Source organism: Pseudoalteromonas tunicata (genome assembly GCF_002310815.1).
GTDB classification, from domain to species: domain Bacteria; phylum Pseudomonadota; class Gammaproteobacteria; order Enterobacterales; family Alteromonadaceae; genus Pseudoalteromonas; species Pseudoalteromonas tunicata.
Genome location: NZ_CP011032.1, coordinates 2,442,019 through 2,460,606, shown reverse-complemented (window position 1 = coordinate 2,460,606; position 18,588 = coordinate 2,442,019). Strand labels below are relative to the sequence as shown.

Genomic DNA, 18,588 nt, shown 5'->3' with positions numbered 1-18,588 from the left:
ATAGCTAATTTTAAACTTTTGGCGCTTCCCACATTACTCCGTCTCTGAGCATCGAATTTAAGATCACAATCATCTTCCTGACACACGCAATAAGCGCTACTTTTTTCGGTTTCCCAGCAGCAACTAATCGCTGATAAGTTGATTTAAAAACAGGGTTTGATTGGATGGCTGACATCATCGCCATGTATAAAACGGTGCGTACTTGATGTCGACCACCCTGAATTTTGCGCAGCCCTTTATAGCGGCCACTTTCGCGATTCATAGGTGCAACGCCAACCAATGCACCGGCTTCTTTATTCGACATATAGCCAAGCTCAGGTAAGTTGCTGATGATGGAAGCAGCGGCAATTTTACCAATGCCTTTCATGCTTTGCAGGATCGTGTTTTTGGCTGAATATTCAGGGCATGATTCAATGAGTGTTAGAATTTTATTTTCAATTTTTTCAATCTGATTTTTAAAGGCCGTTAAAATAGGTTTGATGGTTGAAATCAGCTCTTTTGGTAAAATTTGCAGGCGGTTTTTTTCCATCGTTTGCATAACTAACAGCTGATTTCTTCTGGCAACCAAATCACTCATAGTCTGCATAATGTCAGGCTTTAGGGTGGAGAGTGTGGGTTTAATTGCTTCGCCATAATGTGCAATTAACTGTGCATCCAGCTTATCGGTTTTAGCGCGTTGACCAATGGCACCAGCAAAGCGTTTTATGTGTATTGGGTTGGCAATGACAAAAGGTAAATTGGCCTTTGCACATGCAATAATAAAGGGCATTTCAAGGCGGCCAGTGGCTTCAATAATGATGCGGTTTGGAGAGTGAATTTTGATTTTTTAATTGCCTCAGCAATCCCTTTTTCATCGTTCTTAACGGTGAAATAGATATCAAGAGGGCGAATATAAATATCGAGTTGAAATTTGCCGGTATCGACACCGACATTAATGTTTTGATTAGTATTTGTTTTCATAATAAGCTAACTCTTGCTTGCATAATGCGGGTTCGAGACCCAGTAGACTATTCGAGTGTGATGCTTGGAGTCTTTTGTGGCGTTCATTCTTGTTATCGGTCTCTCAACAGAGGATCCATCGCTCAATCGAACTACCACAAAAGAGAGCTTTAGTTGCAGCTAAAGCCTGGGTCTCACATTACCCGAACTCGGTTTAAAAGAATAATTTGATGGGTTTATTATCCATACAAAGCGCTCAAAGCCGACGCGAAGAAATGCGCGGTTTAGCGCGGCGTTAGCAGGTGTTCGGGGTTTTAACGGTTTCAGTCAGTAGTTTTATTCCGGCATTGCTCGCGTTTGGTATTTTTAGCGGCAGCGCCAAAAGTTAAAGGTCGCCAGTTTGCGGGTTTGCTGTAAACGGTGGTGGCGGTAGCGTTGTTCTTTTTGGCTTCGCTTAACAGTTTTATAGGTTCCGGTTGGCTCGCTGTGTCGCAGTTAACGGGTTTAGTTTTTAATTAAAAGCAGCCGTGCCGTTGTTTGGGTTTGCCAGTGCGGCAAGCCGCGAAAGTTTGGTTTGGGCTCCTAACAAGCAAAGGCAAGGCGACGCGTACCGCGCGCTTGCTTTGAGCGTTATATGCCACGGAGATTCGGCGATGAAAAATAAGCCTTGGCTCGAAATTTACAATGAATCGTATCAAGATTGCATTGTTGGAAATCATGAAGGCTTAGTTGAATTACAAAAGGCTATTGATAAAGCCTTGGATGAAGGTAGCTATAAATTACCTGAGAGTTTAGATTCTGATTTTCTATCTATTCGTATTACTGAGATAAAACCTCATGAAGAGGAAATACTTAAATCAGATAAGTTAATAGGTTTAGCTGTAATGTCTGGGTTATTTATTTGGGGGCTGGCTTTACCAATCTTTGCTATCTATCAACTTTGGCAATTATTTCAGTAGCATATAACAAGCAATTAAAGCGGGACTTTTTACAGTTTGCTCGGTTTCGCTTCGCTACACAATTTTAGCAAACTAATAAAAAGCCCCTTAATGTGGGCGTTGAGGCTGTAGAATTACTCATTTGGTCAAGTTTTTAGGTGATTTAAGGGGTCTCAAATGCATTGCTTAGTACGAGATTGTCGCTTAGAAAGCGATACAGGAGGTCAAAAAAATGGCCAAATTTATAAAAATAGAAATTCTACAGCCTCGTTATGTTTAAGGCAGGCTCCTTTGATTAGAAAATGTAAAAAATGTAATTGTGCAATACACCCAATTGAAAAAGTTGGCACTGGTGGTAATTACTCAACATACACTTGTCCTGTGTGTGGTGCCAATGTCTCAATGGGTAGAACAAAGAGTGTATTGGTTTTTATTGGCTTGGCATTTATTGCATTTGCGGTGGCATACTTTTATAAACATCATGTCCGGTAACATTTTTTAGTTCCGTGGCATCACAACATAACAATTAAATATTATCGCCAGCAAAAAGCGCTGGCTGCGACGTCAACCCGCTGCGCGGTTTTCCGCGCTAAATTTGGGCGTTAGCTCTCAAGGATATTATGAAGCACATTAAACTATTATTTATTACAACATTATTAGTGTTACTTGGTGGTTGTAAATCAACAACTAGTGTTTCAGACAAAAATGTCAAAGTGAATGAATCACGAATTGACTACTTATCTATTGGTGAGTGGCATTTGGGAGATAAACGAGAGTTAATACAATCATTATCAACGTTACCAAACCTAAAGCCTGTTAGTGTTACTGGTGGTCTAGAAACTTCTGAAGCCATATTTAATAACGAAAAGAAGAACATTTCATTTGTATTTGAACAAAATGAGTTGGTTTATAGCCAAGTGTGGATGTATGAAGGAAATAATATTGAAGAAGCGGCAGTAGAATTTGCTAATTTGTATCAATATTTTGAAGACAACCTGGGAGGTGGCAGCTTAAAAGGATTTGATGCAAGCGGAGGTTTTAATGCTGGTTTAATAAAAAACGCCGTATTAGAACTCTACAGAAACGTTAAAACCAGTGTAGAAAAAACAAATTTAGATCAAGAGCAAAAAATGGCGTTCACAATCAACTTGGATTTAATTCCGAATATTCAGCCAAGAAAAAATAAATTACATGGTTCATTCATTTATTCAGGGGAACATGATCTTTTTCTAGTTTTTCTATTTGAAGATTTACCAAACTCAGGTGATCGTTCTTCTAAAAATCATGTGAGTTTAGATGCAGTTGAGAGCTAACAAGGCAATAAAGTCGGACTCGTAACAGTTTGCTCGGTTCCGCTTCGCTTCACATTTTAGCAAACTATTACTCACCGCTTATTGCGGCGTTGAGGCTGTAGAATTACTTATTTTAGGAACTGATTCTACACTTCTTTCTTTGCTCGATTTTTAACCTTGAACCCACCGAGTAACTGTGATCTAATAGATATTATTCACCCATTGTAACGTGTTATGGCCAACTATAAGCCTGACTTATCCTGCCAAAATAAATTCATTCCTATCAATTTCGCTGAGCAAATATTGCCAGGCACCTTTGAGTATGCCCTTTGTTATATTGTTGAAAATAAACTCGATTTAACGGGGTTTGATGCATGGTACAACAACGATAAAACAGGAGCTGCGGCGTATTCGCCTTCAGTGATGCTCAAAATTATTTTACTCGGATATGCGCATGGTTTAATTAGCAGTCGGCGTATGAAAACAATATTTTGTTCATGAGACTCTTTTGCAAGAAATAGCGGGTGACGTGCAGCCGCATTTCACCTCAATCGCGGCCTTTGTGGCTAAAATGCACCAGCAAATTGAACCGCTGTTTACCCAAGTGCTGATGATTTGTGATGAAGAAGGGTTAATTGACCGCAACCTATTTGCCATTGATGGCTGTAAGTTAAAATCCAATGTAAAAAATAGTAGGGTTAGGTCTATCTTTGCTATGGTGATAATTACCCTATAAATTCACAAGCTTTTAGCCCTCGGTAAAGCGCAGCGCCTTTGTGTTATCGGTGGTGGAAATAGCTTTAAACATCAAAGCAAACCTGACTAAATATTTGAATAAAAATAGGAACTAAGTTATCGTCTGTTGGTTAATAAAAACGCTAAAACAAGTAATTTCAAAGGCTCGTTATATTGCTATAGGTATTTTGAAGTTTATCGTAGGTACTTGAGTCACTCTTTATAGGAGCTAAAGACATGGAAAATTTAGGTTTTGTATTTGGAATAATAGGCATGTCTATGGGCGTAATAGGCTTTGTTTTTGGTATTATCTCAATGTCTAAAATTGATAAGCTTGAGAAAAGACTTAAAGAGCTTGATGTTTTAAATCATGACTTTAAGTCAAGTTGAACCCTATATTTTACTTCACAGGCCAGTCGCAATCTAACAAATCGATTATTCCGATCTTAACTCGCAGTGCGCTTTTTGTTGGCGTTATATAGCTTTCGGGTAGTGTTTTATAATTTGGTTTTGAAAGTCTGAATTGTGTTTGGTTAACGGTGAAGCGGCATTTCTCTGTGTTGATTAATCTTCGAGATAAGCAAATTTATTAATACCTAAAATGTCACTCGCAGCGCGCCGATTGGTGTTATCTCAAGTGCGGTAGCGTGCTTGGTTTTAAATACTGCTTTAGTAATTTGTATTAAAAATGGCTTTAGCTGCACTAGAAAGCCTATGCTCAATCGTTTTGTGTTTCTGTACATTCATTATCTATACATTATCTATGCGAGCTGGTGTATTGATAAAATCATTTAGTTGACTATATCAACTAAATTCGATATCGTTGATATAGTCAACTAAATCGAGATCCTTTCATGCCTTCATTGTCACTCAGTGAAACTTTGCACAGATTAATGCATGCCTACAAAACGCAATTGCTTAGCGATATTGCATCCCAAGAGATTGGTTTACCAATCACTCATATCCGAGCCTTAAAAGGTGTGTGTCGCAATCCTGAATCGACGGCCCAGTCGATTGCTCTGCGTATGCAGCGGGATAAAGCGCAAATTACCCGAGTGCTTAATGAGTTACAGCAGGGTGGGTTGATCACTAAAATCGATAATCCTAAGGATGGCCGCAGCCAGTTATTGCGACCCACTGCTGAAGGGGAAAAAATTATGACCCAGATCAGTACCTCAGAGCTTAAAACCGTGGCGCACATGACGCAGGCGCTCAGTTCAGCCGAAGTCGAAACCTTTATTAAACTTGCCAATCGGATCAGTAAAAGTGTGGATGAGGCGGCTGCCGTTAAAAGCGGTGCGGATTGCCATGCTCAAGAAAGCCTATCCGGTAAGCCAAAAAACACGAATGACAAAGAAGCCGTTGAGACACACTTAATGGCAGTAAACGCTACAGGAGAAAATCATAATGAATAAAGCTGCACCACGTGAGCTCAAAGTGATCCGCTCGACTTATATCACTGCGCATATGTTACGCATGACCTTAGGTGGTGCGGGATTCGCTGGTTTTCCCATTGATCAAGAGAGTGCCTATATCAAGTTGTTATTTCCACAAGTGGGTGAACGTCCCTTGATGCGAACCTACACCATTCGCCAGCAACGTGCTGATGAAATTGATGTGGATTTTGTATTGCACGATACCGACGGCCCCGCTTCGAGCTGGGCGAAAACGGCGCAGGTGGGCGATGTCATTCAAATAGGCGGACCCGGGCTTAAAAAACTAATTAACTTTGAGGCGGATTGGTTTTTACTCGCAGGTGATATGACCGCCTTGCCCGCTATCAGCGTGAATTTGGCACAATTACCAAACAATGCAGTGGGTTACGCTGTGATTGAAGTACTGAGCGAAGCCGACATTCAACCTCTCGCGCATCCTGAAAATATTAAACTGCATTGGGTGATCAATCCACAGGCCGACCCCGAAGGTCGCCCTTTGGTTGAGCGGATTGCCCAACTACCTTGGCTCGCAGGCGAGCCTGCCGTGTGGATTGCCTGCGAATTTAACAGCATGCGCGCGCTAAGAAGATATTTCAAGCAAAGACATCCATTGCCTAAAAGCCATTTTTATACCTCGAGTTATTGGAAAATAGGTTGCAATGAGGGCGAGCATAAGCTGGTAAAGCAAGAAGATGAGCAGATAGAAAATGGAGCGAGCGCTTAAACCCTGCTCTTGAACAAACCGAGCTACTCAACAAGATAAAGTCGCCAAATTTGATTTCGCGACTTTGACCTGCTTGCTGTTTATACCGAAATTAATATTTAAGGTTTTGATTTATATTGGTTAATTTTATAGTGTGAAAATGAAGCTCAACAGACTAGATAGCTACTTTGGCTATTTTTTTGAGTTGATCGGCTAATACATTCAAGCTAAAAGGTTTGATCATAAAGCCAGATACTTTTGCGGCTATTATTTCTCGAACCGTTTGTGCGCTATCTTCGCAGGTAACCATTAAAACAGGGGTTGTGCTCAGTAATTTGTCATCTCGAATACGACAAAGTAGGCTTTTTCCATCGAGTTTAGGCATGTGTAGGTCTGTGATAACTAAATCAAAATGCTGTTGTTGCATAAATAAAAACGCTTGCTCGCCATTGGTCGCCTCAACGATATCGTCGTAATGTAATTTACGCAGCATGTTGGTTAGCACATGGCGCATAAGAGGCATATCATCAACAACAAGTATTTTCATAATACGTATAATAATTACAAAGTTAATTAGATACTAAGTTTAGTTAACAAACTGAATATTAGCTATTAATGGTTTTTACAGCTGTTTTAAACTCACTTGGTTAATGCTGTAAAGTGTTTGTAGTTTAGTTTACGGGTTACGTTTTTGAGTCGAGAAAAACAGCTTTTAGTTGCTATTCGAGAGATCCCACTTTGTTATTCCTCAACTGTTACTTCCACCCATCGGGACCATTCTTGGTGTTAATAAAAAGCTAAAAAAGAAAATAAAATTTATTGCTTATGGCAAATCTTTACATTTAAACATGTGTACATACATTGGTTGGTGGTTTTTTGAACTATTTTTGACTAGTGTTATTTAAAGGTGGATTGGATGCCGCTTAACGTGGTTCGGCAGATAAATATTTTAGTTTAATACTTATGTTCAAGGATGAGGTTATGCTTAATCAATTTAAACTCGGAATTAAAATAGGTTCTGGCTTTGCAATTTGTTTATCTTTGATGTTAATCGCTTCGGTATTTTCATATTGGGGTCTTTCAAGTGCAGATGAAGGTTTTTCAAGTTATCGAAGTCTTGCACGCGATACCAATCTCTCAGGTCGTTTACAAGCCAATTTATTAATGATCCGAATGGATGTTAAGAATTATCTTATTTCAAATGATGATAAATTTTTAGCCGAATACGATGCTAGAAAAAAGAATGTGTTGGAGTTGTTCCAAAACGCAAAAGTTGAAGTTCATGACCCTGAACGTGCTCAAATCGTTATTTTAGCGCAAAGAGGTTTTATTCAGTACAGCAATGAATTTAGTCAAGCAGTTGATTTAGTTAAGCAGCGAAACGAGTTGGTGACAACGCTACTTGATCCCAATGGGCTTGCAATGCGTAAGGCCATTTCTGAAATTATTGCATCAGCTTATCAAGAAAAAGATAACGACGCTTCTTTTTATGCCGCTCAAGTTCTAGAAAATTTATTATTAGGTCGGCTTTATACCAATAAATATTTAAAAACTAACGATGTGACGGATTACAATTATGCCCGCGACTTTTTAACCCAAGAGCTACAGACAAGCGCTGCGTCGCTTGATGAACAACTTGATAATCCATCACGACGCAGGTTGTTTAACGAATTTACCTCGGCCTCAGCTTTATATATCCGTACCTTAAATGAAATTTATGCTGTTATTGAGCAACGAAATCAAATTATTCATAATCAACTTGATATATTAGGACCTAAAATAGCCAATGATCTTGAGCAGTTAAAACTTTCGGTTATGAAAGAGCAGAATTTAGTGGGCCCTGCGCTTCAATCAAGTAATCAGTTTAGTGTCTTGGTTATGCTGATATGTACCTTAGTCGCACTGATCGCGGGCGTTATCATTTCATTCTTTATTACTCGGTCTATTACACGACCCTTGGGGCAGGCTGTTAAAGTTGCACAAGCATTAGAGCAAGGCTCACTTAATACAAAAATTGAAGCAATCGGTAAAGATGAAATTGCCATTCTTATGGAGTCGTTGGCTAAAATGGCAAAAAGTATTGCTAATATGATTTCAAATATTAATGACGCGAGTGGCGAGATATTTAATTCGGCCGAACAATTAGCCAGTGCAACGGTGCAAACCAGTGAAGGGGCGCAAGATCAGCTGGTTGAAACGGATCAAGTTGCAACGGCGATGCATCAAATGGCCGTCAGTGTGCAAGAAGTTGCGCGCAGCGCCGCACAAGCAGCGCATGCGGCCGAAGAGGCAAGGGTACAAACCTTAAATGGATTTGAAGTGGTCAACAGTACGCTTGATAATATTCATCAGCTAGAGCGTGAAATGAGCAAAAGCTCAGAGGAAATTGCCAATCTTAAAAATCACTCTGAAAACATAGGCGGTATTTTAGATGTGATCCGTGATATTGCTGAGCAAACAAATCTGTTGGCATTAAATGCAGCAATTGAAGCCGCGCGAGCCGGGGAGCAAGGCCGAGGGTTTGCGGTGGTAGCTGATGAAGTAAGAACACTGGCACAACGTACTCAAAACTCGATAAGCCAAATAGAGAGTTTAATTAATCACTTACAAGCAGGTGCATTAAAAGCTGTTGGAGCAATTAATGTCGGTCATGACCAGTTGCAAGTGACAGTGATACAAGCTGCAAAAGCGGGTGAATCATTAGCTTTGATCCGTGATGCTATCAATACCATTAATGATATGAATGCTCAAATTGCCAGTGCCTCTGAGCAACAAAGTATGGTGGCCGAAACGATTAATATTAATGTCACGAATGTAAGGCGCATTTCAGATGAAAGTGCAGCTGTTTCATCACAAACCGCCCACTCATCAAGCGAATTGGCGATGGTTGCTGAGCAATTAAAGGGTTTAGTAGGTCAATTTAAACTCGCGTAGTTCTTACATTACAATGGCAAAACTAAAAAAGGGTAAACCGACTAAATCGGTTTACCCTTTTGTTTTTTTCAAGCGTGTAAAAAAAATTTACGATATTAATCTTTCTTTTCTATGGTTACTTCTATCGTTTTTGCATTTTCAGCAAACCATTTTTGTAAGTAAATTGTACCTGCAACTGGCGCTTGTCCGGGCTCGGGTACTTCTTGGTAGCGCACGCTGTTTTTAGTTTCTTTTTCAAATTCAAATGTAATTGTTTTTTTCGTCATCAGGATTATGCCATTTATGAAATTAGCTAAAGCATGCCATATCTCTGTGGGTTTAAAAATAGTGCATGGTATTTTAGTTCGGTTTAAAGGTTTGATAGTGCAAGAGTCGATTTTATTTTAGGCACTATTGGCATGCTGTTCATTACTCGGTAGGATTTGCATTCCTAGACCTAGTGCGCTGAGCATAAGACATGACAACTTTATATATCACCGGAGCAGGTGTCAGTGCTCAAAGCGGGATCCCGACATTTCGTGGTCAAGATGGCTATTGGACCATCGGAAGTAAAAATTACACGCCGCAGCAAATGGCAACACGAGCGATGTATCAGCAACAGCCTGCTGAGTTTTTAACTTGGTATTATCATCGATTTGCAACTTATCGGCATCATGGTCCAAACGAAGTGCATTTTTGGCTTAGTGATAAACAATTGATCACTCAAAACATTGATGGACTCGATGCAAAAGCGGGCAATAAAAATTATATTTCAATTCATGGTAGGTTAAATGAAGTAACACTATTTCATCAGCAAGGAGCATTAGTTGAGCGTATGCCTGCACCTTGGGAGCAAGTAGATGAAGCACATTTAACTGAATCATTACTCGATATATTTAAAATTGGTAGCAGCGGTCCACAATTAAATGTATCGCTTAAACCTTATGTTTTGCTGTTTGATGAATGTTATACCGAGTTGTATCAAATTGAAAAAGCAGAACAAATGATGATGTGCGCCAGTAAAATTGTATTTATGGGCACATCGTTCAGTGTCAATATTACTCAAATGGCATTAGAAATTGCCAGATACCACCAGATCCCAATTGAAATTGTTGACCCAGAGCCATGCCATGTATTGCATGATGATGTCACTTACCATGTGATGACGGCAAGTGAGTACATTGCAGGGCAATAATAACTAACCTCAATTCTGGATAATACATCACTCACAGCTAGCTATTTTCAACACTAGTAGCGGCCCGCTATTGACGCGTCAATCTGCGTTGTTAGCCTTGAAAATCTCTTATCCAGAGCTGAGATTAGTTTTTTGCAGATTCTACAAATGCGAGTACCGCACTGAGTTCTGGCAACGCAGGAAATGCCCCTTTTTGAGCGCAGGTTAAGGCACCGCAATGTAAACCAAATTGCAGTGCTTGTTGCAAGCATGCAATATTACGAAGTGATTGGTTTAAAGTCAGTTGTTGTTGCTTGGCGAAAGTGCTTAATTCAAATAAAAAACCTGCAATTAAGCTATCACCGGCAGCGGTTGTATCAATGGCGTTTATTGTTGGTGCTGCAAGACTGATGGTCTCTGTTTGAGTGACAATTTTTGCCGGTAATGGCCCATTCGATAATACAATAACCTTAACCCCCTGATGGAGTATTCCAGCTAAATAGTCGGATTCATTTACTCCCTTAAGTTTAGCCAGATGGGTTAATTCGTCTTGGCTGAGCTTAATAACATCAACCCATTGAAAACATTGTTCAACATAGCTGCCTATCTCGGTCGGCTTTTGCCAAAGAGCAGGGCGCAAATTAACATCAAAGCTAATGAGTTGTTGATTTTTTTGTGCTTGTTGGATGAGTTGATATGTAACCTTGGCAATCGTATCATCGGTTAAGGTATTAGAACAAAAATGGAAAATCCCATCATCTTGCCAGTGAATGGCCGAAAAGTGGGCCAAGTTGACTTGAATATCCGCGGTATTATGCCGATAAAAACTAAAACTGCGTTCACCCAAATCGTCTAATGTAACAACAGCCATGGCTGTTTGGCTGTTTGCTACAGCAACAAGGTATCGTGTATCTACACCATAATCGTGCAGCGCATTTTGTAATATGGGTGCAAAACCATCGGTAGCTAAGCCGCCGGCAAAAAAGGCTTGTCCGCCTAATTTGGCAAAGCCGACAGCCACATTAGCAGGCGCACCACCGGCAATTGCAAGAAACTGCGTGCAGCGGCTATCTGCAGGCAACATATCAATTAAAATCTCACCAAAACTGATTAAGCGGGTCATGCTATGTCCTAAAAAGGCTACGGCTCCTTTAGGAACCGTAGCCTTTGTTTGATAAAGGTTGAAATTAAAAACTATATTTTAATGTTAATGACGTTGTGCGACCATTTAAGGTACGGGCACGAATGATGTCATTACCAGGAATAGATCCTTCTTCTGCTTCGGTGATACCGACCGTATTAAAAAGGTTATTCACATTAAGCGATAGGTTGAGGTTTTCTGATAAGTCATAGCTTGCAAAAGCATTAACTTGGGTATAACCGTCAAATTTTAAATCGTTATTATCTTGAGCATAGGCGGCTGTAGAACCTATCAGGTTAACGCCTACCGCACCTTGGGCAAAATTATAACGACCCATCAAGGAGTAAATCATATCTGCTTGACGTCGAGGTGTATTTCCTTCGAGTTCAGGGCTTAGCGCATCTTTGTTAATGGTGGCATCAGTCCAAGTGACATTGCCTCTAAAATCGAATGAGTCAATAAAGTAAGTCGCTTCTAGCTCGAGCCCTTTAGCCTCATATTCTCGGTCAAAAAAGCGTTGGCTGGTCGCTTCAAAATTTTGCTCTTGGGTAGTGGCAAAAAAAGCGGTTGCAAAGATTTTAAAAGAATCAAAACGTTGTTTTATGCCCAGTTCATATTGTTTTACTTCATCAACTGCATCTTGTGCTGAAACAGAACCATCGGCATTAACCTTACCAAATAATAAGCGGTCAGCATTTGCGCGGCCACCTTTACTAAGCCTTGCAAACAGAGCTTGATCAGCGGTCACTTGGTAATTTGCACCTAATGAGTAAGAGTTATAACTCCAATCATAATTAACAATGCTGGCATGTGAATTATCAATGCCGGCTACTGCCTCTTCAGGTTTAGAAATAATACCATCGCCATTCATATCGACGGTTGATGTTACTGCGCCGGCATAGGTACCTGTGGCATCACCTGAATCGCGACGGACGCTGGCATCAATTGATACGTTATCAAAACGGGTTGAAAGTGCTAAATAGGGTGCCCGTGTTTCGTATTCGACATCGTAATTGCGTTGGCAGCAATTGCCCCAATACGGCGTGCCATAAGCATATAAGCCATTATCTGAAAATGAGGTTCCATCTTCTGCAACCACATTTAATAGTGCAGCGTTATCTCCTTTGACTTCCATCAAATAAGAATTCCAAAGCCATGACATATCAATTGATTGTGATGAGGCAAAGTAGCCCAATGTTAGGGTGGTATTTTCGTTTAAAGATTTTGATAATTTTAGGTCATTCATAATTGAGCCAAAATCATTCATGCTGACATCAAAGGTATGAATTCTCATGGCTAAATCGCCATTAAAGGTATTGCCTGCTGAAGGGCCATTGGCATAAGTGAGTATTGCATTGTCGCCACCAATTGAAGTAGCAATACTTTGCCGGTCTGCCACTTCTGCAGGGAATGGTGATAAAAATTGCCCCGAAACACTGGATTTTTTGAAGCGATTTTCGATATTCCAATCGTTACCTAAATCAAAGTTTGCAACAAAACCTATGCTATCAACACTTGGGTTCATGCCATCACGCATATCACCGATGCGTTTTTCATTATTTTTACCAAGGCTTAATGTATTAATAAAATACGCTGAATGAGGGGTATCAGAAAGGGCATCAAACCCAGCTAACGAACTACCATCTGAGTGCATTGGCATTGGTAAATAGCCAACGCTTTTATCATCTAGATGTTTGTAATAAACGCGAATGAAACCGGTCTTAAATTCTTTGGTAATATTGGCTTTAATTTGGCCTCCTTTATTACTGGTATAACCGGTATCACGTGGGCCTTCGCCTTGGCGTAAAAAACCACCAACATGAAAGCGCATACTATCTGATAAATCACCGCCATATTCAAAATCGGTGCGGTATTCATCATAATCTAGGCCAAAAGTGGTTGAAATACTGCCCGATTCACTTTCACCTGTTTTTGAAATAAAGTTAATGATGCCACCGGGTGCGTCACTTGCAAGCGTGGATGCTGAACCACCCCGAATCGATTCGATGCTTTGCACTGTATTGTCTAAACGCATAAAAATATCAGCATTACCAAAGGCGATATCGCCAAATTGTAATACAGGCAAACCATCTTCTTGCAATTGTAAAAATTTAGCTCCACCTGATGCAACCGGTAGGCCACGTACGGCAATATTGGCATTACCTTCACCGCCAGTCGCTTCTGAGCGGATCCCCGGTAAAATTCTAAATGCTTCTGCGGTGCTGCGCGGCGTGCTAATTGCTATTTCATCGAGCGAAATGTTGCTTACCGAGACACTTGATGCCATTACTGTGGTTTTTTGTGGTACCCCAGTTACAATTATTTTTTCAAATTGATCACCATTTTTGCTATTTGCAGACTCGTTTTGCTGCGCTGCAACTGAACTTGACAGTGCAAGGGCAATTGCACTGAAGGAAAAGATAGCCTGTTGTTGTGTTGTCATTGTGTGCCTCGTATCGCAATTTTATGAAGTGTTGTCGTATCGAGTTATCTTCTTAATCGATTAAGTTAAATTAGCAAAAAATTTTATCTTTGCAATAGCAATTGTTCATTTTTTAACAAATATTTTATTAGATTACTTAAGTGCCTTGGCTGAAGGATCATAAAACCAGTTATAAATCATGCCGATAAAGAGTAAGAAAGCAAAACCAGTCGCAAGAACAAAACCGTATTTGACATGACCAAAATAGTCACTGATCACACCCATTAAGAACGGAGCCACAGCAGCTGACAGCGCAGTGAAAAATAAAATTACTCCAGCAATAGCACCATGTTGTTTAGGCATAAAACACGAGATCCCTTTGGAATTTAAAGTCGGATAAATCATCGACATAAATAATCCACATAAAGGTAATAGCAATACTGCAACATCAACGCCATAGAGTAAGGTGCCTAAATAACATAAGAAAATCAGCCCACTTAAGGTCATCATTACACTTTGCCAACTAAAATGTTGTAATAACCATACAGCTAAAAACCGCCCAAGTGCCCGTAAAACAAAAAATAAGGTGAGTGCATAGGTAGCGAGCAACGGCCAGTTCCCTTGGTATTCTTGCAATAAGGTGGGCATCCAGACATAAATGGCAACCTCAGTGGCGACATACAGCGCAATCGCAAGTGAAAAGCCAAGCGCATAGCGGTTTTTAAGTAAACTAAGCGTTTGGTTAAAATTACTTTTTTGTTCAGTTGGATTTTTTTGTGGTGCAATGGGGTAATCAGTACGCCATGCAAAGATACATAGAATAGAGCATAAAACACCTGCAAAAACATAAAGGTATGTCCAACTGACCCCAGCAATTAATAAATAACTGACAATAGCTGGACCAAAAATAGCCCCGACCGCAAAAAAGCCTTCAACTTTATTCATGGTTTGGGTGTGTTCGTGGTTTGAAGTTGAAATATCACCTAATAAAGCGAGCGCACCGGTTTTAAATAAACCAATAGCGACACCAATCAAACAAAGCAACGCTAAAAAGGCGTAAAAAGTTCGACTGAAATAAAACATAAAACAGGCTAAAGCAAAAAGCGATAAGCCTATTAAAATGGTGGGTTTTCTGCCGATATGATCAGCTAAAAAGCCGAGTAATAAACCACTTAGCGCAATCATTGCCATTGGTGCGTAATGAAATGCGCTGGCTTGAGTCATGGATAAATTAAATTCTTTAATCAGTTCGGGAATAATCATGCCAACTGCGTCGGATGTCATCGCAAACATAAAAAACATCATGTATGTCAGCCATCTAACGTGTGTCAGTGACTGAATATTAGGTTGTGTGTGTTCTATTTTCATAAGTGTCTCTGCTTTTTAATTCAAAATATTCAATACCTTAGCTTTTAATGGTAGTGGGTTTTAATTAAGCCGCCAAAAAAGTGCAAAAAAATCTTGAATAAATAAGCGGCTTGATTAAAGATATATCTTAATCGATTAAGATTCAACATCACATTGAGATGGATATGAAAAATAGAGTACAGCTTATCACCTATGCAGATCGCATCACCGGTCATGACCTATCAGCGTTAGATCAGTTGTTAACAACACAACTGAAAAGCCTGTTTTCGGGTGTACATATCTTGCCGTTTTATTTTCCAATTGATGGCAGTGATGCGGGATTTGACCCGATTGATCACACCCAAGTCGATCCTCGTCTTGGGGATTGGCAAACTGTCCGTCAAATTGGTCAGCACAGTGAAATCATGGCTGATTTAATTGTTAACCATATGTCGGCACAATCAGAAGAATTTTTAGATGTATTGGCAAATGCTGAAGCTTCTCCCTATTGGGATTTGTTTTTAAAAGAAACAGATATTTTCCCAGCAGGGATCACGCAACAACAAGCGAAACAGATTTATCGCCCACGTCCGGGAAGCTGCTTTAGCCAAAAAACGCTTAATGATGGCCGTGTGATTAATTTTTGGACCACATTTACCGATAATCAAATCGATATCAATGTTGAATCGCCAGCAGGGCAAGCATATTTAGAGCGTGTTTTAACCCTATTTGCTCAAAATGGTGTCAAAATTATTCGTTTAGATGCGGCAGGTTATGCGATTAAGCGGGCAGGGACTTCGTGTTTTATGACCGATGAGTCTTTTGCATTTGTTGATACGTTGTCGCGCCGAGCGAATGAACTTGGCATGGAAACTATTGCTGAAATTCATAGCCATTTTGAAACGCAAATCGCGGTGGCCAATCGTGTTAACCGTGTTTACGATTTTGCTTTACCGCCGTTAGTCCTGCACACTTTATTTAGTCTAAATTGCACCGCTTTACTGCATTGGTTAGATATTGCTCCACGGAATTGTTTAACAGTGTTAGACACCCATGACGGCATTGGTATTATTGATGCAGGCCCACAAGGCGAAAAACCAGGCTTATTAAATGCTGCCGAAGTGGATGCATTAGTTGAAAAAATTCATACCAATAGTGATGGTCAAAGCCGCTTAGCAACAGGGGCTGCCGCCAGTAATTTAGATTTGTATCAGGTTAATTGCACATTTTATGATGCACTTGGCCAAGATGATTTTGCTTATTTATTAGCAAGAGCAATCCAGTTTTTCTCTCCCGGTGTTCCCCAAGTTTATTATGCAGGCCTGTTTGCTGTACCAAATGCCATGGCATTACTCGGCAAAACGAATGTAGGGCGGGATATTAACCGTCCTTATTTAACAGGTTTGGATCTTAACGAAGCTTTTGAGCGGCCGATTGTAAAAGGCTTAATGAAATTAATTGAATTTCGTAATACTCACGATGCTTTTAATGGGGATTTTTCTTGTACGGGCACGGCAACAACAGCTCAATTATCTTGGCAAAAGCATGGTCAGATTGCGCAGCTTAATTTTGATTTAGCAAAAATGACTGCCGAGATCATCATTGATAATGGCATTGAAAAAACTGGTTTTGTATTAGCTGATTTACTCGTTGGATTAAGCTGATTCGTTTAAAAGAGTCAATTAGTAGCGCGGTTAATACTCTAACGGTGTGAGTATTAACCGCTTTGTCCAACCAAAATTTGGTAATCTATATTTTCTTTAACTCGTTTTTTAGCTAAAAATAATTCTGCAGCTCTGATCCCCTTATCAACGCTATTTTGATGCACTGTGGTTAATCGAGGTTGTAATGATTGACCTTCTTGCGTGCCATCAAATCCGACGATCCGAATATCTTCAGGTATTTTAAGCCCTTGTGCTTGCGCTTGTCTGATGGTGGCGATAGCTATCACGTCGCTCATGCAGATAATAAGTTCTGGTCGAGGCGAGCAGCTTAGGGCCTCTTTAGCGGCCATCGTTGCAAATTCGCTGCTACTTTCGGGAATGTTCCAAATTCGCTCACCATTTATAGCTAAACCATGTTGCGAAATAGCCCTGAGATAGCCGCTTAACCTTTTGTGAGCAATTGAATTTTTCTCGGCATTAAGTTGGTTTTGGTCATAAACACGACACACTAAGTCTTGTTCGATTAAACGTAAACCAAAAATGGCGATGTGCTCTGTGGGGGTTTTTAAACTCTGGTTGGTTAAGTCAAACGCGGCTTGTTGATTGTCGATGTTGACCGAGGCGCAATCGGCTAAATCAAAATCTACGGTGACAATTTTTTTATTAATTTGAGCTAAATGCTCAACTATGTTGCTATTACGTGGATTACCATAACAAATAAACCCATCCACAAAATCAACAATATCAAGCAAGTTATCAGAACTACCAGAATAAAGTAATAAGCTGACATTATGTTGCTCAAGTACACCCGCCACGCCTTTAATAAAGCTGCTTGCTACTGGATCTGAGACCATATATTGAACGCTATCGGGCAGAATTAAAGCGACAATGTTTGATGTGCCACGGCGTAATGATTGTGCGGCTTTGTTTGGCCCAAAATAGCCAAGCTCTTTGCAGGCCGCTAAGATGTCGTTACGACGTTGTTTTGACAGTTGATCGGGCCGATTAAATGCATTCGAAACCGTAGCATTTGAGACACCTAAATGTAGGGCCACACTTTTTAAGGTCCATTTTTTTTTGGTATTCATACAGCTACAACTGACAAACAAAATACAATACTTCTATCATAAAGAGGCCGCTTTCGAAGGGCAATCGCTAATTGTAATTAATCACTTGTCAGTTTTAACAATGGTTAGCTTTCAAACGCTAAGCTAACCATTGACTAACGTGCTTTTTAGTAAGCGACACCAATGCGTTGGTTGGGATAGGTCGCATTTTCGAGTTCATCAATCATGGCTTTTGCATAATCGGTCACCGAAATTTTACTGTTTCCCTCATCATCTGTGATGAGTGCATCGGCGCCAATTCGGTATGAACCTTGCGCTTCACCTGGAAAAATTTGAGCTGCAGGGCTAATAAAGGTCCAATTCACATCACTTTGGCTTGTTTTGAATACTGTGAGCGCTTGTCCTTGGGCTATTGCTTCATTTTTATATTCCGCGGGAAAATTAGGTAGGCTGACTAAAGTGACACCCGGCGATGCTTCAAGAGAACCCGCACCACCAACCCAAAGTAATCGGGATACGCCCATTTTTGGCAGTTCTGCTAATAACATTTTCGCTGTGTTTGCCACAATGTCATGGTTGCCAAGTGCTCGGCCTCCAATAGCAACAATGACGGCATCGACGTTACTCAACACTTCGCGAAGCGTGTTTATTGGTTGTGAAAGGTCATATTGTTGAATGTTTACCTCTTTATCGGTAATAGTATTTGGGTCTCGCACTAAGGCTGTCACCTCATGGCCGCGTGCGTTTGCTGTTGCTAAAATATGGCTACCGATCCAGCCAGATGCACCTAAAATTGCTACTTTCATAATGGTTTCCT

General features: G+C 40.3%; 16 protein-coding genes and 2 pseudogenes. 10 read left to right on the top strand and 8 right to left on the bottom strand.

Annotation, left to right across the window (positions count from 1 at the left end):
• Positions 1 to 10: 10 nt before the first annotated feature.
• Positions 11 to 960, bottom strand: a pseudogene (locus PTUN_RS11210) (IS110-like element ISPtu2 family transposase).
• 632 nt (positions 961 to 1,592) lie between these two features.
• Here PTUN_RS11210 and PTUN_RS11200 point away from each other — a divergent pair.
• The 7 genes and pseudogenes from PTUN_RS11200 to PTUN_RS11175 all read left to right on the top strand — a co-directional run bounded on the left by PTUN_RS11200 (position 1,593) and on the right by PTUN_RS11175 (position 6,064).
• Complete coding sequence (locus PTUN_RS11200; protein WP_083781310.1) at positions 1,593 to 1,898, top strand: hypothetical protein; 306 nt, start codon at positions 1,593 to 1,595, stop codon at positions 1,896 to 1,898.
• A gap of 156 nt (positions 1,899 to 2,054) precedes the next feature.
• On the top strand, positions 2,055 to 2,369 hold the full coding sequence (locus tag PTUN_RS11195) for a hypothetical protein (protein ID WP_009840413.1): 315 nt from the start codon (positions 2,055 to 2,057) through the stop codon (positions 2,367 to 2,369).
• A gap of 128 nt (positions 2,370 to 2,497) precedes the next feature.
• Positions 2,498 to 3,190, top strand: coding sequence for a hypothetical protein (locus PTUN_RS11190; RefSeq protein ID WP_009840412.1), 693 nt, complete (start codon positions 2,498 to 2,500; stop codon positions 3,188 to 3,190).
• A gap of 213 nt (positions 3,191 to 3,403) precedes the next feature.
• Positions 3,404 to 3,866: pseudogene (locus tag PTUN_RS22665) on the top strand (transposase); the annotation flags it as partial.
• Between the two features lie 275 nt (positions 3,867 to 4,141).
• Positions 4,142 to 4,294 (top strand): hypothetical protein, encoded by a 153-nt coding sequence (locus PTUN_RS21960; protein WP_009840409.1) that lies wholly within the window; start codon positions 4,142 to 4,144, stop codon positions 4,292 to 4,294.
• Between the two features lie 464 nt (positions 4,295 to 4,758).
• Positions 4,759 to 5,319: a MarR family winged helix-turn-helix transcriptional regulator gene (locus PTUN_RS11180; RefSeq protein ID WP_009840408.1), complete on the top strand. Its 561-nt coding sequence runs from the start codon at positions 4,759 to 4,761 to the stop codon at positions 5,317 to 5,319.
• Positions 5,312 to 6,064, top strand: a complete 753-nt coding sequence (locus PTUN_RS11175; protein ID WP_009840407.1) for a siderophore-interacting protein — start codon at positions 5,312 to 5,314, stop codon at positions 6,062 to 6,064. The genes PTUN_RS11180 and PTUN_RS11175 overlap by 8 nt, the downstream gene beginning before the upstream one ends.
• A gap of 154 nt (positions 6,065 to 6,218) precedes the next feature.
• On the opposite strand, the gene PTUN_RS11170 is transcribed toward PTUN_RS11175, so the two are convergent.
• Complete coding sequence (locus PTUN_RS11170) at positions 6,219 to 6,590, bottom strand: response regulator (RefSeq protein ID WP_009840406.1); 372 nt, start codon at positions 6,588 to 6,590, stop codon at positions 6,219 to 6,221.
• Positions 6,591 to 7,024: 434 nt separating this feature from the next.
• Between PTUN_RS11170 and PTUN_RS11165 the strand changes: the two genes are divergently transcribed.
• Positions 7,025 to 8,977, top strand: a complete 1,953-nt coding sequence (locus PTUN_RS11165) for a methyl-accepting chemotaxis protein (protein ID WP_009840405.1) — start codon at positions 7,025 to 7,027, stop codon at positions 8,975 to 8,977.
• A 95-nt stretch (positions 8,978 to 9,072) separates the two neighbouring features.
• Here PTUN_RS11165 and PTUN_RS21955 read toward each other — a convergent pair whose 3' ends face one another.
• Entirely contained in the window at positions 9,073 to 9,243 is a 171-nt protein-coding gene (locus tag PTUN_RS21955; RefSeq protein WP_009840404.1) for a hypothetical protein, read from the bottom strand.
• Positions 9,244 to 9,434: 191 nt separating this feature from the next.
• On the opposite strand from PTUN_RS21955, the gene PTUN_RS11160 reads away from it, so the two are divergent.
• Entirely contained in the window at positions 9,435 to 10,151 is a 717-nt protein-coding gene (locus tag PTUN_RS11160; RefSeq protein WP_009840402.1) for an SIR2 family NAD-dependent protein deacylase, read from the top strand.
• 124 nt (positions 10,152 to 10,275) lie between these two features.
• Here the strand turns inward: PTUN_RS11160 and PTUN_RS11155 are convergent, their stop codons facing one another.
• The 3 genes from PTUN_RS11155 to PTUN_RS11145 all read right to left on the bottom strand — a co-directional run bounded on the left by PTUN_RS11155 (position 10,276) and on the right by PTUN_RS11145 (position 15,061).
• Positions 10,276 to 11,253: a carbohydrate kinase family protein gene (locus tag PTUN_RS11155; RefSeq protein ID WP_009840401.1), complete on the bottom strand. Its 978-nt coding sequence runs from the start codon at positions 11,251 to 11,253 to the stop codon at positions 10,276 to 10,278.
• Between the two features lie 64 nt (positions 11,254 to 11,317).
• On the bottom strand, positions 11,318 to 13,714 hold the full coding sequence (locus tag PTUN_RS11150; RefSeq protein ID WP_009840400.1) for a TonB-dependent receptor: 2,397 nt from the start codon (positions 13,712 to 13,714) through the stop codon (positions 11,318 to 11,320).
• Between the two features lie 132 nt (positions 13,715 to 13,846).
• A complete protein-coding gene (locus tag PTUN_RS11145; RefSeq protein ID WP_040644183.1) occupies positions 13,847 to 15,061 on the bottom strand; it encodes an MFS transporter in 1,215 nt (404 codons plus the stop codon).
• Between the two features lie 164 nt (positions 15,062 to 15,225).
• On the opposite strand from PTUN_RS11145, the gene gtfA reads away from it, so the two are divergent.
• On the top strand, positions 15,226 to 16,704 hold the full coding sequence (gene gtfA / locus PTUN_RS11140) for a sucrose phosphorylase (RefSeq protein WP_040644182.1): 1,479 nt from the start codon (positions 15,226 to 15,228) through the stop codon (positions 16,702 to 16,704).
• A 53-nt stretch (positions 16,705 to 16,757) separates the two neighbouring features.
• Here gtfA and PTUN_RS11135 read toward each other — a convergent pair whose 3' ends face one another.
• Together PTUN_RS11135 and PTUN_RS11130 are read right to left on the bottom strand one after the other, a co-directional pair.
• On the bottom strand, positions 16,758 to 17,792 hold the full coding sequence (locus tag PTUN_RS11135) for a LacI family DNA-binding transcriptional regulator (RefSeq protein WP_009840397.1): 1,035 nt from the start codon (positions 17,790 to 17,792) through the stop codon (positions 16,758 to 16,760).
• A 146-nt stretch (positions 17,793 to 17,938) separates the two neighbouring features.
• Positions 17,939 to 18,577: an NAD(P)-dependent oxidoreductase gene (locus PTUN_RS11130; protein WP_009840396.1), complete on the bottom strand. Its 639-nt coding sequence runs from the start codon at positions 18,575 to 18,577 to the stop codon at positions 17,939 to 17,941.
• Positions 18,578 to 18,588 lie beyond the last annotated feature (11 nt).

Bases quoted from the DNA above. Each gene is read 5' to 3' on its own strand.
- PTUN_RS11160 (WP_009840402.1), top strand. From the start codon at position 9,435: ATGACAACTTTATATATCACCGGAGCAGGTGTCAGTGCTCAAAGCGGG.
- PTUN_RS11170 (WP_009840406.1), bottom strand. From the start codon at position 6,590: ATGAAAATACTTGTTGTTGATGATATGCCTCTTATGCGCCATGTGCTA.
- PTUN_RS11130 (WP_009840396.1), bottom strand. From the start codon at position 18,577: ATGAAAGTAGCAATTTTAGGTGCATCTGGCTGGATCGGTAGCCATATT.
- PTUN_RS11135 (WP_009840397.1), bottom strand. From the start codon at position 17,792: ATGAATACCAAAAAAAAATGGACCTTAAAAAGTGTGGCCCTACATTTA.
- PTUN_RS11180 (WP_009840408.1), top strand. From the start codon at position 4,759: ATGCCTTCATTGTCACTCAGTGAAACTTTGCACAGATTAATGCATGCC.
- PTUN_RS21955 (WP_009840404.1), bottom strand. From the start codon at position 9,243: ATGACGAAAAAAACAATTACATTTGAATTTGAAAAAGAAACTAAAAAC.
- gtfA (WP_040644182.1), top strand. From the start codon at position 15,226: ATGAAAAATAGAGTACAGCTTATCACCTATGCAGATCGCATCACCGGT.
- PTUN_RS11150 (WP_009840400.1), bottom strand. From the start codon at position 13,714: ATGACAACACAACAACAGGCTATCTTTTCCTTCAGTGCAATTGCCCTT.
- PTUN_RS11190 (WP_009840412.1), top strand. From the start codon at position 2,498: ATGAAGCACATTAAACTATTATTTATTACAACATTATTAGTGTTACTT.
- PTUN_RS11165 (WP_009840405.1), top strand. From the start codon at position 7,025: ATGCTTAATCAATTTAAACTCGGAATTAAAATAGGTTCTGGCTTTGCA.
- PTUN_RS21960 (WP_009840409.1), top strand. From the start codon at position 4,142: ATGGAAAATTTAGGTTTTGTATTTGGAATAATAGGCATGTCTATGGGC.
- PTUN_RS11155 (WP_009840401.1), bottom strand. From the start codon at position 11,253: ATGACCCGCTTAATCAGTTTTGGTGAGATTTTAATTGATATGTTGCCT.
- PTUN_RS11200 (WP_083781310.1), top strand. From the start codon at position 1,593: ATGAAAAATAAGCCTTGGCTCGAAATTTACAATGAATCGTATCAAGAT.
- PTUN_RS11145 (WP_040644183.1), bottom strand. From the start codon at position 15,061: ATGAAAATAGAACACACACAACCTAATATTCAGTCACTGACACACGTT.
- PTUN_RS11175 (WP_009840407.1), top strand. From the start codon at position 5,312: ATGAATAAAGCTGCACCACGTGAGCTCAAAGTGATCCGCTCGACTTAT.
- PTUN_RS11195 (WP_009840413.1), top strand. From the start codon at position 2,055: ATGCATTGCTTAGTACGAGATTGTCGCTTAGAAAGCGATACAGGAGGT.